Raw genomic sequence first — 14,161 nt, 5'->3', positions numbered from 1 at the left:
ATATTTTATAGAAGAGGTGTTCCTCATGTTAGTGGCGGAAAGTAGAAAAAGCGAATTAACTTATAATGTACAAGCAATTAAAAATATTTTATTTTCTGGAGATACATCATCCATTCTTGCTTTAGAAAAGCTTTTGAATGATACAGTTCAATTTGATGTTCTAGAACAAGAGGTAATAGATAGACAGCATATTCCGAAAGAAGCAAAGAATTTCTTTGATAAAAACGGAAGATTTCTTTATCGGGTATCTAATGTTAGTTATAAAGGTAAGGTGTTATCTGAAAATCTAATTTTTGCAGACACTTCGTTTTTACCGGATACAATAAAGAGTGAATTAGAGAGTGGAAATATTCCTGTTGAAAACCTTATAGAAAAGATGGAAGTAAGAAGAAACGTATTATATGAAGGATATCAGCCATCTGGAAATATTATCGAATTGTTTGATGGATGTTCTGTTGCAGCGAATGTTTATCCAACTAGAAAATATCAAATTGTAAGTAACTGCAAATGTGTATTTTATATTTGTGAAGTGTATCATGCAGAGAATATAAAGGAACTGCTTAAGTAAGAAATAAACAATAAACAAGAAACCAGCCTATAAAATGGCTGGTTTCTTGTTTATTTAACAGCTTCTTTTAATTCTTTTCCTGCTTTAAATGCTGGAACTTTACCAGCAGCAATCTGAATTTCTTCTCCAGTTTGCGGATTACGCCCTGTACGAGCAGATCTTTCACGCACTTCAAAAGTTCCAAAGCCGATTAGTTGCACTTTATCGCCAGATTGTAATGCATTAGCAATTGTGTCAAATACGGATTGTACAGCTGCAGAAGCATCCTTTTGAGAAATATCAGCTGATTGTGCTACATTTTTAACTAATTCTGTTTTGTTCATGTTTTCACCTCATAAAAAATTTTTTAGAATGAATGTTTTAGTATAATGGTTAGTAAAGATAAAGCTAACTTTGTGATTAGAAAGAATGCTGTATATTTATGTTAATTTCGTTGAAAGAAACTGAATCCCTGCAAATTAAAAGGGATTTATTAAGAATTGATGCATACGACAAGCTATAATATGAAGATGAGGGGGGAGTATACGGATGATTTTTCGTGAAAAGAATGAGAAAGAAAGTATATTAATTCGTCAACATGATCATGGTTTTTTAGCTGGTGAGATTGCAAGCCATATAAAAGAAGATGTTTTTGAAGATAAAACATACTTAAAAGAGACAATTGATGCAATATACGAACATGATAGAGGATGGATAGAGCTTGATAAAGTACCAATTTTGAATGATGCTAAAAATATTCCATATACATTTATGGATTGTCCAAGTTCATTACGCTTTGTTTTTTATACGATTGGTTTGAATGCAATTGAAGAGTCAAATCCATACGGGGCGTTACTTTGTAGTAAACATTTTTTATCGTTTCCATTAAATGAGGAAGATGATGAGATGATGTCTTTTTATAAACATGAATTGGAGCGACAAAAAAGAATGTTGAAAACGTTAACAAAAGAACAATACGCTATGTTCGATAAACATTATAGATTATTAAAGTTTTGTGATGAACTTTCCTTGTACGTATGTATGAATAAACCGGGTGTAAAAAAGAAAGATGAAATTGAATTATTTAAAGATGGTTTTGAAGGAACAGAAATTTTTAATAACAAGGATGATAAGCCTATACAAGCTGAATGGATAGATGAAAAAACGATTCGGATTACACCATTTCCATTTAAAACAGAATTTTATACTTATGTAAAATATAAAACTATAAATAAACATGAAATTGTAGAAAGAGGAATAGTAAAAGCAGATAAAGAAGTGGAATTGCAGAAACAGGTGATTCGTATAATAAAGTAAATAAAAAGGAATGCTCGTCAGTTTAGGAGCATTCCTTTTAAAATTAAATCAACTTGCCTGTTTTTTATGATTTTTTTTCAATTTCTCTGCTTGTAAAAACCGATTTGTTTCAGCGACAACTACACCACTTAATCCAATTAGACCAATTAAGTTTGGAATCGCCATAAGTCCATTTGCAATATCGGCAAATGTCCATACAACACCTAATTTTAAATTAGCGCCAATAGCAATCATAACGATAAAGATTGCTTTATAATATCGTACAGCACCTTGTCCGAATAAATAAGCAACACACTTCTCTCCGTAATACGACCAACCTAAAATAGTAGAGTAGGCGAATAATATAATGGCGATACCGAGAATCATACTACCAGCAGTACCGAATACGGATTGGAATGCTAATGTTGTAGCTTCAACACCAGTTTTACCTGATTTCCATGCGCCTGTAGTAATTAATACTAGCCCCGTAATTGTACATACAATAAATGTATCTAGAAAAGTACCAGTCATAGAAACTAAAGCTTGTTTTGCAGGTGAATCTGTTTTGGCAGCCGCCGCAGCAATAGGAGCACTTCCTAAACCAGCCTCGTTAGCAAATACACCACGTGCCATTCCGATTTGAATTGCAGATGCAACTGTTGCTCCGATAAAACCACCAGCAGCTGCAGTACCTTGAAATGCACCAGAAAAAATAAGTGAAAATGCTTCTGGAATTTGATCAAAGTGATAGAAAATAATAATAAGGCCAGCGATTATATAAAAGAATGCTTTAATAGGAACGATATATCCAGTAACTTTACCAATCTTTTTTACACCGCCCAAAATAACGATAGCGATTAAGAATGACATGAGTATACCAGTTAATGCGGGAGGGAAAGAAAAATTGATTCGCATTGCTTCTGCAACTGAATTAGATTGAACCATATTCCCGATACCGAAAGAAGCAGCTGTGCCGAATATAGCGAATAAAATAGCCAACCATTTTTTTCCTAAACCACGTTCTAAATAATACATTGGTCCACCGGAGTATTCACCATTTTCATTACTAACACGGTATTTCACCGCAAGGATTGCTTCGGCATACTTTGTTGCCATTCCAAATAAAGCAGTAATCCACATCCAAAAAATTGCGCCGGGTCCACCGATTGTCACAGCAGTTGCGACACCTGCTATATTTCCCATACCAATCGTTGCAGCCATAGCTGTCATCAGTGCTTGGAAGTGACTAATATCTCCAGAAGATGATGTATCCTCTGATTTTTTAAAAGCTAGTTTGTGAGCGTATATTAGTTTACTAAACTGTAAACCTTTTAAGCGCACTGTGAGAATGATACCAGTTCCAACGAGTAGCAACAAAGTTGGTAACCCCCACACATACTGATTAATTTGTTCTAATACTTTACTTACTGTCTCCATCTGTATTCTCCTTTTTTAGAAAAAATAAAAACCACTTCAAGGAAATGAAATGGTCTCTGGAGAAACAAGGGATAGAAAAATAAACCGATACAAATCGGCTTTTTCTTTCGCTTGTCTCTGTCCTTTTACCTGAGAGATTATCCGCTATAGTAGCGGATTTGCTCCTTCGGTGCTCGTTTTCCTCCGCGCTATATGAAGCGAGAGGGAGTCTCTCCAGAGATTCGTCCCCATGCAGTTCTACTTGTAAACAAGACCTGAGAGTTTCAAAGTTGGTTCAGCAACTTTTTGCCCCGTCGGTAGATCAATAGATCTTCTCCTGAATGGTTCATCCGAATTATAAAATTAAAAACGTAAACGCATTGATTGTGTATAGAATCAATAAACACATTATAGATATACAATTAGTGAAATGCAATCATTTTTTTATTTTGAAATAGTAAATGAGTTAATAGTGAGATGTAATCCGTATAGGATTACATTCCCTTTAAATTCCGAATTATTTGAAATAAAATCAATTTGGTGGTTTGATAGATTTAGAGTAACTAAAAATGGTTATTTGTGTATGGAGTATAAAAGCAGATATAATTTGTTTACATAATTTTATTATGTAAACAAATTGTTGCAAGTGGGAGATGGATCGTATCATAAGGGGGATTAGAAATGCTATTAAAAACAATATTTTGCAAGGTGGAAGAAGAGAAAAGGGAATTGTTTTCTGATGCGCAAGAAAAATGGCGTGATTTACAGTATTTAGACGGATTCTATGGACAATTTGGTGGGTGGAATGAAGCTGAAGCTGAAGCGTGTGTGTATACTTTATGGAAGGATAGAAATGTATATCAATCATTCATGAATGATGCTCATGATACAATTTTTCTAAATAGTAATCAAGACGGCACATATATTTCCTGTAATATTGAAATGTTTCAAACGTTGTATGATATAACAGAAACTCCTTTGAAAGACGTAATTGCACAAGGGTCATTTGTAAGAGTTGCAATTTGCGATGTGAAAGAAGGAAAAGAAAAGCATTTTTTACATACGCAAGAAACAATTTGGAATAAAGGAATGGAAGATGCAAAAGGGATGTTAGGTGGAGTTGTTGGGAAGTCTTTAAAGACTGAAAATCGTTACATAGTATTAACTTATTGGCAAGATGAAATAGCACATGAACGTTATATGAAAGAAATTTTCCCAGAGTTATATCAGTTAGCAAATGTAAAAGAGTATGTTGAAAATATAAATGGAAAGCAAGTTATACGGAAGGAAGAATGGTCTGTTGCAGCTTCGAAATAAAGTTAGAACTTATTAAAATAGCTGGTTTAGATAAAGTTGATATAGAACGTTTGTTCTTGTGTAATTACTTTATACAAGAACAAGAGGGGGTATTTAAATGAGTAAAGTTTTAAGATTTGAATTGCAAGTTCCAAACCCTGAAGAAGCTATTCAATTTTATACAAATAGTTTTGGATGGAAGTTTGAAAAAATGCCTGGGCCACATGAATATTGGTTCATAATTACAGGTGAGAGTGATAGATCCGGTATCGATGGTGGATTAATGAAATCCCCTGATGGTGCTACTAGGACGACTAATTCTATTGAAGTATCTTCAGTTGATGAGTACATAAATAAAGTTATTGAAAATGGTGGACAAGTAGTTGTACCTAAAACTGCTATTCCTAATATGGGCTACTTTGCTTATTGTATAGATAATCAAGGGCTTCTTTTTGGAGTATGTGAAGAAAATATTGAAGCGTAAAAAATTAAGGGCTTTTGAGAGTACTTTGTTTATTGAACGATATTGAATGATGTTTTCAATTAAAGGTTATAATTATTAAAAATCTTTTTGTATAAAATTTTCAAAAGGATTCTTTTTGCTTTTCACATATTGTGAGTTATTTAGGCATTATTAATCAAACTTATATCGGTATATTATCTATGAAAAAAGTAAATAAATGATGTTATATTCAACGGTTAATCTATTGACTGCTAGACAGTTTGATGTGAAAAGGAAAAGAGGACCAATTGTTTTCTAATAAACATGTAATTAAGTGAAGACGTCATATACCCTTTCATGTTAATATATTTAAGTTATAATAGGAGGCTTACCCTTTTGTATTGTACGGTAGAAGCAGTGTGAGCTTGAAATTTTTTATGAAAAGGATGTGCCTAACTTGCGTATAAATAAATTTATTAGTGAAGCTGGAAAAGCGTCTCGACGTGGAGCAGATAAGTTAATTAATGAAAGAAGAGTAATTATTAACGGTAAGGTTGCAAAAATTGGTGACCAAGTAAATCCAGGTGATGACGTACGAGTAAATGGAGAGCAACTTCGTATTGCTCGAGACCATGTGTATATCGCTTTAAATAAACCAGTAGGTATTACATGTACAAGTGAAAAAGCCGTAAAAGGTAACATTATCGATTTAGTGAATCATCCTTTACGAATTAATCACATCGGACGTCTCGACAAAGACTCAGACGGTTTAATTTTGTTAACGAATGATGGCGATATCGTTAATGAGATTTTACGTGCTGAAAACAAACATGAGAAAGAATATATCGTTTCAGTAGATAAGCCGATTACACCGGAGTTTTTAGAGAAAATGGCAGCAGGTGTTAAAATTTTAGATACAAAAACGCTTCCTTGTGAGATTACACAGTTATCAAAATATGAGTTCCAAATTATTTTAACACAAGGGTTGAATCGTCAAATTCGCCGTATGTGTGAAGCTTTAGGTTATCAAGTATACACGTTAAAACGTACGAGAATTATGAATATTGAGTTGAATAATTTACCAGTCGGACAGTGGAGAGATTTATCGAAAAAAGAGAAAAAACGCCTATTTTCAGACTTGAATTACGAACCACAAGATTGGTAAAAAAGAGAAGTGGAAACCAAAAAATGTTTTTGGTTTCTTTTTTTTGAATAAAAAATATATTTTTAACACTTGTAAAAATAAAATGAATAGGATATAGTAAATAACAATTAATGGATGTACTTATAAAAGCAAAGAAAAGGACACGAGTTATTTTAAACGGTTATACAGAGAAGGAAGGAAAGCTGAGAACTTCCTAACGCAGAAAAATAACTTACCACCTTAGAGCTGCACTGGGGAAATCAAGTAACTAGTGCCGTGTAAACGACGTTACCGTAAAAGAAGCCATTATGTTTTTTGTGATGGGAATCTGGGTGGAACCACGAATATAAGCATATTCGTCCCTATTTATTAGGGATGAATATGCTTTTTTATATTTAATTTCATAATAAGCGAAGAAAAGGACACGAGTTATTTTAAACGGTTATACAGAGAAGGAAGTAGAGCTGAGAACTTCCTAACGCAGAAAAATAACTTACCACCTTAGAGCTGCACTGGGGAAATCAAGTAACTAGTGCCGTGTAAGCGACGTTACCGTAAAAGAAGCCATTGTATGTTTACGATGGGAATCTGGGTGGAACCACGGGTAAAAGCACACTCGTCCCTATTTTAGGGATGAGTGTGCTTTTTATTATGAAATGGAGAGATGAAAAATGAAAGAACAGATGATTGAAATTAAATTTCCAGATGGTAGTGTTAAAGAATTTGCGAAAGGAATTACTTTAGAAGAAATCGCTGGGGCAATTAGTAGTAGCTTGAAAAAGAAAGCAGTCGCAGGAAAAGTTAATGAGCAGTCTTTTGATTTACGCCGAAACATTGAAGAGAATGCAGAAGTAGAAATTATTACTATTGATTCAAATGAAGGTGTAGAAATTGCAAGACACTCTGCGGCACATATTTTAGCGCAAGCTGTGAAAAGAATTTATGGTGACGTGAAGCTTGGAGTAGGACCAGTTATTGAGAATGGATTTTATTATGATATGAATCTTCCAAGTAGTGTAAACGTAGAAGATTTACCAAAAATCGAAAAAGAAATGAAAAATATTATAAAAGAAAATATAAATATAGAGCGAATAGAGGTTTCTCGAGAAGAAGCAGCAAAACTGTTTCAAGAAATGAATGATCACTTGAAATTAGAGCTTTTAGAAGCAATTCCTAATGAGGAAAGTGTAACACTATATAAACAAGGTGAATTTGTAGATTTATGTAGAGGACCACATTTACCATCTACAGGTTATTTGAAAGCATTCCAATTAACTCACGTTTCAGGTGCATATTGGCGAGGAGATAGTAACAATCAAGTGCTTCAGCGTATTTATGGTGTTGCATTCTCTTCTCAAAAAGAATTAGAAGAGTATTTACATTTTGTTGAAGAAGCAGCAAAAAGAAATCATCGTAAGTTAGGTAGTGAATTAGAGTTATTTATGTTTTCTGAAGAGGCTCCAGGAATGCCGTTTTACTTGCCGAAAGGACAGATTATCCGCAATGAATTAGAAGCATTTTTAAGAGAAATTCAAAAAGAGTACAATTATCAAGAAGTGCGTACTCCATTTATGATGAATCAAGAATTATGGGAGAAGTCAGGACACTGGGGACATTATAAAGATAATATGTATTTCTCTGAAGTAGACAAAAAAAGTTTCGCATTAAAACCGATGAATTGCCCAGGACATATGCTTATGTTTAAAAATAAATTGCATTCTTATCGCGAATTACCGATTCGCATGTGTGAATTCGGTCAAGTACATCGACATGAATTTAGCGGGGCTTTAAACGGGTTATTAAGAGTTCGTACTTTCTGCCAAGATGATGCTCATTTATTTGTAACACCAGAACAAATTGAAGATGAAATCAAATCCGTAATGGCCCAGATTGATTACGTATATAAAACTTTTGGATTCGAATATGAAGTAGAACTTTCTACTCGTCCAGAAGATTCAATGGGTGATGATAAATTATGGGAGCAAGCGGAAGCGGCATTAGCAAATGTATTACAAGCATTAAATTATAAATATAGATTAAATGAAGGTGACGGTGCATTTTACGGACCAAAAATTGATTTCCACATTAAAGATGCTTTAAATAGAAGTCATCAATGCGGAACAATTCAGCTTGATTTCCAAATGCCAGAGAAATTTGATTTAAATTATATAGATGAAAATAATGAAAAAAGAAAACCGGTTGTCATTCACCGAGCAGTTTTAGGGTCTTTAGACCGTTTCTTAGCAATATTAATTGAACACTTTGGAGGTGCGTTCCCAGTATGGGTGGCACCAGTTCAAGTGAAAGTAATTCCAGTTTCAAATGCAGTGCATGAACAATATGCAAATAGGATTGCAGATAAATTAGCACAAGCCGGAATTCGTGTCGAACGAGATATACGAGATGAAAAGTTAGGATATAAAATTAGAGAAGCGCAAATGCAAAAAGTTCCGTATGTTCTTGTTATTGGGGATAAGGAAATGGAAAGCGAAGCTGTAAATGTACGGAAATATGGTGAAGAGAAGTCAGAAGTTGTTGAACTAGATGCGTTTGTGGAAAGTATGAAGGAGGAAATAAAAAATAGGAAATAGAGATTGATAATAAAACACACCATTAATATGTAATGCTGAAGTTAAAATAATTAAAGATATATTAAATAACAATAATAAACGTAGAGAAGGGATAGCTTAATTGCTATCCCTTCATCTTAATTTCACAATCTAATCCCATTGGTTGAAGAAAGTTGTTATCTGTTTTTATCCCGCTATTTGCGGGCAGTAAGACTCCACCTCAAAATTCAGCTGGAGCAAAGAAGTTAGGTGGGAGTCGGGCTACCCGTAAAAGCCCGATTGGTGAAGGCTAATAATCAGTGGGGGATGAACAAAATCCCCACTGATTAAAGTTTCACTTTATTGAGTGTATTCGTCGCTTTTGTACTCCAAAATATCACCTGGTTGACAATCTAAAATCTTACATATCGCTTCTAATGTTGAAAAACGAACCGCTTTTGCTTTCCCATTTTTCAGAATGGAAAGATTCGCCATCGTAATCCCGACCCTCTCCGAAAGCTCCGTTACGCTCATTTTTCGTTTTGCTAACATCACATCAATATTAATAATAATTGCCATATCCTCCACCTCAGACCGTTAAATCATTTTCTGATTTTATATTAATAGCTTCTTGTAAAAGTCTTTGGAGAACAGCAGCAAAAACGGCGATCACCATAGAGGCGAAAATGATGGTCAATCCGATTGGTATGAAACTTGGAGGATCAATTTTTTTCGCCATGAGATAGTAGAGTGGCATACCTAGCAAGTACAAGGTACTGATCGTGATGGCACAGTATTTTATATTCTTTAAAGCCTTTACCGATAATTCCGAGAACGCTTGGTTCTTATCAATATAGCTTAAAAGTTTAAAAGCCTGATACAGAGCAAAGTAAAAAGGTATCGCTACCGCGTACATATCGATTAAAACGAGAGATTTCATATAAGCGATATCTGGATACAATTCTCCAGCAAAACTCCCGATCTTAGGCACCAAAAATATACACAATGCAAGAACTGGGATTCCTATAAAAATAATAGCTAGCTTTAAAAAAAGTGTCGTAACTTGTTTCATAAAAAGCACCTCGCTTATGTAATAACAACATGATTTTATCATAGGATTTATTGTTTTACAATAAAATTATATTGTTTTTTATTATGTGATTATTGTTATTAAAATACCCTTTTAATTTTAACAAAATAAAAAGCATTTCTCATTACAAAGAAATGCTTTTATGAAGTTGTGTGTTTTCTTGTTTACCTTACAAAAATGTAAGGTAAATGTAAGGGAAATCGAAGGAACGAGTTTTAGAAAAGTGAGAATATGAAAGAGGAAATAGGTTCATTCTACTTATGTATCTAATTTTGTTAGAAAAATTTAAAAAAACTTAAGGATTTACGTGAGAAAAAGATAAGAAATATGTGAGAAATTAATTTTATACAAAAGGGATGGAGTGAAAGAGATGTCAACAAACGTAGTTACTGTAGAACGTGTAGAAAAAACGTATGGGAAAAGAAATGAGAATCAGTCAAAAGCATTAAGGGGTGTTTCATTAAGTATTAAAGAAGGGGAGTTTGTAGGGATTATGGGTCCTTCTGGATCTGGAAAAACGACATTACTAAATGTGATTAGTACACTTGATCAAGCGACAGGTGGCAGTGTAACAATAGCGGGTACAAATATTACTTCTATGAAGGGTAATGCATTATCAGATTTTCGTTCTCAAAAATTAGGATTTATTTTTCAAGACTTTAATCTACTAGAAAATTTATCAATTTATGAAAATATCGCTTTACCACTCTCCCTGCAAGGCGTACCGTCAAGTGAGATTACTGGAAAAGTAAATGAAGTAGCAAAGAAATTAGGGATTACTGAAATTTTAACAAAATATCCGACTGCTGTTTCTGGTGGGCAAAAGCAAAGAACAGCGGCAGCACGAGCTTTAGTACATAATCCGGCAATCGTATTAGCAGATGAACCGACAGGGGCACTTGATAGTAAAAATGCAAAAAGTTTATTAGAAGCGATGCAAGATTTACATGAAAATCACAATGTAAGTATTTTAATGGTCACACATGATGCGTTTAGTGCAAGTTACTGTGAGCGTATTTTATTCATTCAAGATGGTCTTCTTTATAAAGAGTTAAAGCGTCAAGGGACTCGAGAAAATTTCTATCAAGACATTTTAGGTGTGCTTGCTCATATGGGCTCAGCTGCTGAGTCGAAGTAGGGGGCGAGACTATGTTATTCAAATTATCACGTCATAGTATGAAAAAAATGTTAAAGGATTATATGGTTTTACTTATTGGTCTCGTTATTAGTATTAGTATTTTCTACATGTTCCAAACGATGGCGATGAATAGTGAATTTACAAAAGATAATAGCCTTATTAGTAGTATTAGGCTCGTATTCTGGGTAGGTGCAATATTACTTTCTTTCATAACTGTATTTTATATTATATATGCCAATTCTTTTTTACTTACATTAAGAAGAAAAGAACTAGGTATGTACATGATGCTTGGAGCGAAAAAGAAAAAAGTAGCGCAATTATTATTTATTGAGACTTTTGGTATGGGGATTGTCAGTATTATTATCGGTATTTTAGTAGGAATAGTACTCGCTAGTGTAGCAGGAAATTTTTTAATGAATGGAATGGAAATTTCAGCAAAAGGTAATTATGCATCTGTATACACACCAGCTATATTGGTTACATCTATATTCTTCTTAATATTATTTTTCATTACTGGTTTAATGAATAGTTTCCGATTATTACGTAAAACAGAATTAGAGTTAATACGTGAAGATGAAACGCAAGATGAAGTGAAGAAAAGTAAAACTCGAATTGTTATTATGACAGTACTAGGTGTGTTACTTGTAAGTACAGGATATTATTTTATGATAAATATAAAAATGTTCGCTGAACTAGGATTTATAATAGCGACAATCGTTACAACATTAGGGACTTATTTCATTTTTAGCTCATTACTCCCATTTTTCGTGATGAAAATTAAGGGGAATAAAAAACGAAATGAAACGGGCTTAAATAGTTTTACTTATGCACAGTTACGTTTTCGAGTAACTAGTTTATCGAGAGTACTGGGTACTGTAGCGATGTTAATTGCATTAGGTGCAGGTGCGATGACAGCAGGTATGGCGTTTCAAAAGAACGTAGGTATTATGACAGACTTCTCACGTGTATATGATGTCGTAATTCATGATCCAAATGATCAAGATAAAGCTGCATTAAAAGAAATGGAAATTGTTGAAGAAAGCAAGTACAAGTATAAAGTAGATGGAGAAGCGGTTTATTATTTACGTAACGACTTAACTGAAAAACCACCACTTATTTCAGATCATTTTGATACAAAAACTTTAAAAGAACCTGCTCGTAAACGTGTAGCTGAACCTTTAACTGAACCTGTATATTCTGCTTTGGACGCTCCCGAAGTAGCGAATAAGCTTCCTCGTATGCCAAAAGATTGGGAAGATGCGGTTGTAAGAGAAATACAAATTACACATAATCAATTTAACGGAAAGCCTGTAAGAATTGCTGATGAAGAGCATTATAAAGGAATTCAAGGAACAGAACATACTGTGACATTAGCAAAAGTAGATGATATGAAAAAATATAAACCGTTGTTGATCGAAATAGACAAGAGACAAAAAGAACAAATTGAAAAAACAACAGGTGCAAAAGTAGACTTATTTACGAAAATGACAATTTATCAGTTTATGAACAGTTTTATGAGCGGAACAATGTTTATGGGATTTTTCCTTGGAATTGCCTTTTTAGCAATGATGGCAAGTTCCCTTATGTTCAAAATATTAACGGGTGCTTCTCGTGATGTACGACGTTATGAAATGTTACGAAAAATCGGTGTTAGACGTAGTATGTTAACAAAAAGTATATATAAAGAAATATCATATTTATTTATCTTCCCAGCAATCATTGGTATTTCCCACGTTTTAGTAGGGCTTAATTTATTCAGCTTTATATTAGTTGACCCGTTTGTGAAAGTGTGGGTGCCAATAGGAATATTTTTAGTCATTTATTTCATCTATTACTGGATTACTGTTCAACTTTATAAAGGTATGGTAATGCCAAAAGAAGAAGTAGCAAAATAGTTTAAGAAAAGAGTCCTTGTTTTGAAAACAAGGACTCTTTTTATTTGTAATACATTGTGACCAAGCCTTCCTATGATTAATATATTGAAAATTAAAAAATATTAAGGGTTTATATAGAGGAAAGTTAAGAAGTGTATGGGATATTAAGAATGTACAAAAAATCAAGATGAAATTGGAAAGTGCAATTGATGTATATTGATATTTTTTGGGGGTAGTTTTACAGAACTAAATTGATATTCTTATAAATTTAAAAGAAAGGAAACGTCTTATGAAGAAGATAAAAAAATTAGTAAAACGTATTGCAGTCACTATTATACTATTAATAATTATGGCGTTAGTATTTCCTACATGGACCTCGCAAATAAAGGGGAAAAACAGTATAAGTACATTAGAGCAAGTAGAGATAAATGGAAGTGGTCATGAAATTATGATACGCGGCAAAGATAAGAAGAATCCGGTTATTATTTTTGTACATGGTGGACCAGGTTCTTCAGAAATACCATATGCTCAAAAATATCAAGACTTATTGGAAGAGAAATTCACAGTTGTTAATTACGATCAAAGGGCAAGCGGGAAATCGTATCATTTCATTGAAGACTATTCGAATCTATCATCAGACCTACTTGTAGAAGATTTATTAGCTATGACAGATTATGTTTCAAAACGTCTCGGCAAAGAAAAAGTAATATTGATTGGGCATTCTTACGGTACATATATTGGAATGCAAGCTGCCTATAAAGCTCCTGAAAAATATGAAGCGTATGTTGGTATAGGACAGATGAGTGATACAGTAGAAAGTGAAATGGATAGTTTAAAGTTTGTTATCAATCAAGCGAAAAATGCTGGGAACGCAGATGAGGTCTCCTATTTAAATGGGTTGACTGAAAAAATTAAAAATGGCGATACATACACTCCGCGAAATTATGTTGCGAAATATGGTGGAACATCAAGACTCATTGAAAATCCAGATGGTGATAATATAGAGATGTTACTTAGTAATGAATATAACTTGTTAGACGTAATTCGTTATAACGTTGGATTATCACATTCTCAAACTGTCTTATTAGAAAAGGATTTAAAGAATCCATTGCCTACTAAGGTGACTAAAATGAAGCTACCGCTTTTTTTCCTTATGGGGAAATATGACTATAACACTTCATTTCATGCAGCAAAAACATATTTTGATGCTATTGAAGCAGATCAAAAAGAATTTATTACTTTTGAGAAATCAGCTCATTATCCACAATTTGAAGAGAAAGAAAAATTTTATAAGTGGATGTGCGATACATTTGTAAAATAAATAAAATGTATCCGAACTTTAGAGAATTAAAAAGGTTAGCGAGACGTA

Annotated in this window: 13 protein-coding genes, 1 riboswitch and 2 other annotated features; of the genes, 9 read left to right on the top strand and 4 right to left on the bottom strand. The window is 33.4% G+C overall.

Features of this window, described 5'->3' with window-relative positions; translation table 11 throughout:
• Window positions 1-25 precede the first annotated feature (25 nt).
• Complete coding sequence (locus QCI75_RS15325; RefSeq protein WP_144506296.1) at window positions 26-568, top strand: cold-shock protein; 543 nt, start codon at window positions 26-28, stop codon at window positions 566-568.
• Between the two features lie 50 nt (window positions 569-618).
• Here the strand turns inward: QCI75_RS15325 and QCI75_RS15320 are convergent, their stop codons facing one another.
• A complete protein-coding gene (locus QCI75_RS15320; RefSeq protein ID WP_002012780.1) occupies window positions 619-891 on the bottom strand; it encodes an HU family DNA-binding protein in 273 nt (90 codons plus the stop codon).
• Between the two features lie 205 nt (window positions 892-1,096).
• Between QCI75_RS15320 and QCI75_RS15315 the strand changes: the two genes are divergently transcribed.
• Entirely contained in the window at window positions 1,097-1,864 is a 768-nt protein-coding gene (locus QCI75_RS15315) for a DUF3891 family protein (RefSeq protein ID WP_144506295.1), read from the top strand.
• Between the two features lie 48 nt (window positions 1,865-1,912).
• On the opposite strand, the gene QCI75_RS15310 is transcribed toward QCI75_RS15315, so the two are convergent.
• The gene (locus tag QCI75_RS15310) at window positions 1,913-3,280 is read right to left on the bottom strand and encodes an alanine/glycine:cation symporter family protein (protein WP_144506294.1); all 1,368 of its coding nucleotides are present in this window, start codon (window positions 3,278-3,280) and stop codon (window positions 1,913-1,915) included.
• A gap of 107 nt (window positions 3,281-3,387) precedes the next feature.
• Window positions 3,388-3,507: riboswitch (glycine riboswitch) on the bottom strand.
• A gap of 433 nt (window positions 3,508-3,940) precedes the next feature.
• Between QCI75_RS15310 and QCI75_RS15305 the strand changes: the two genes are divergently transcribed.
• The 4 genes from QCI75_RS15305 to thrS all read left to right on the top strand — a co-directional run bounded on the left by QCI75_RS15305 (window position 3,941) and on the right by thrS (window position 8,732).
• Window positions 3,941-4,576, top strand: a complete 636-nt coding sequence (locus tag QCI75_RS15305) for a DUF4937 domain-containing protein (protein ID WP_144506293.1) — start codon at window positions 3,941-3,943, stop codon at window positions 4,574-4,576.
• A gap of 97 nt (window positions 4,577-4,673) precedes the next feature.
• Window positions 4,674-5,039 (top strand): VOC family protein, encoded by a 366-nt coding sequence (locus tag QCI75_RS15300; protein WP_144506292.1) that lies wholly within the window; start codon window positions 4,674-4,676, stop codon window positions 5,037-5,039.
• Between the two features lie 415 nt (window positions 5,040-5,454).
• Window positions 5,455-6,162 (top strand): pseudouridine synthase, encoded by a 708-nt coding sequence (locus QCI75_RS15295; protein ID WP_144506291.1) that lies wholly within the window; start codon window positions 5,455-5,457, stop codon window positions 6,160-6,162.
• Window positions 6,163-6,284: 122 nt separating this feature from the next.
• Window positions 6,285-6,508: a binding site (T-box leader), on the top strand.
• A 37-nt stretch (window positions 6,509-6,545) separates the two neighbouring features.
• Window positions 6,546-6,768 (top strand) — a binding site (T-box leader).
• Window positions 6,769-6,812: 44 nt separating this feature from the next.
• On the top strand, window positions 6,813-8,732 hold the full coding sequence (thrS, locus tag QCI75_RS15290; protein WP_353760793.1) for a threonine--tRNA ligase: 1,920 nt from the start codon (window positions 6,813-6,815) through the stop codon (window positions 8,730-8,732).
• Window positions 8,733-9,050: 318 nt separating this feature from the next.
• On the opposite strand, the gene QCI75_RS15285 is transcribed toward thrS, so the two are convergent.
• Both QCI75_RS15285 and QCI75_RS15280 read right to left on the bottom strand, forming a co-directional pair.
• Window positions 9,051-9,269: a helix-turn-helix domain-containing protein gene (locus tag QCI75_RS15285; RefSeq protein WP_353760792.1), complete on the bottom strand. Its 219-nt coding sequence runs from the start codon at window positions 9,267-9,269 to the stop codon at window positions 9,051-9,053.
• 10 nt (window positions 9,270-9,279) lie between these two features.
• Window positions 9,280-9,762 (bottom strand): DUF2975 domain-containing protein, encoded by a 483-nt coding sequence (locus QCI75_RS15280; protein WP_144506289.1) that lies wholly within the window; start codon window positions 9,760-9,762, stop codon window positions 9,280-9,282.
• 388 nt (window positions 9,763-10,150) lie between these two features.
• On the opposite strand from QCI75_RS15280, the gene QCI75_RS15275 reads away from it, so the two are divergent.
• The 3 genes from QCI75_RS15275 to QCI75_RS15265 all read left to right on the top strand — a co-directional run bounded on the left by QCI75_RS15275 (window position 10,151) and on the right by QCI75_RS15265 (window position 14,113).
• Complete coding sequence (locus QCI75_RS15275; protein ID WP_000106412.1) at window positions 10,151-10,918, top strand: ABC transporter ATP-binding protein; 768 nt, start codon at window positions 10,151-10,153, stop codon at window positions 10,916-10,918.
• Between the two features lie 11 nt (window positions 10,919-10,929).
• Complete coding sequence (locus QCI75_RS15270; RefSeq protein ID WP_353760791.1) at window positions 10,930-12,813, top strand: ABC transporter permease; 1,884 nt, start codon at window positions 10,930-10,932, stop codon at window positions 12,811-12,813.
• Window positions 12,814-13,081: 268 nt separating this feature from the next.
• On the top strand, window positions 13,082-14,113 hold the full coding sequence (locus QCI75_RS15265; protein WP_353760790.1) for an alpha/beta hydrolase: 1,032 nt from the start codon (window positions 13,082-13,084) through the stop codon (window positions 14,111-14,113).
• Window positions 14,114-14,161 lie beyond the last annotated feature (48 nt).

This window comes from Bacillus cereus group sp. RP43, from assembly GCF_040459645.1.
In the GTDB taxonomy this organism is placed as follows: Bacteria; Bacillota; Bacilli; order Bacillales; family Bacillaceae_G; genus Bacillus_A; species Bacillus_A mycoides_C.
This window is presented reverse-complemented; position numbering and strand designations above follow the sequence as displayed.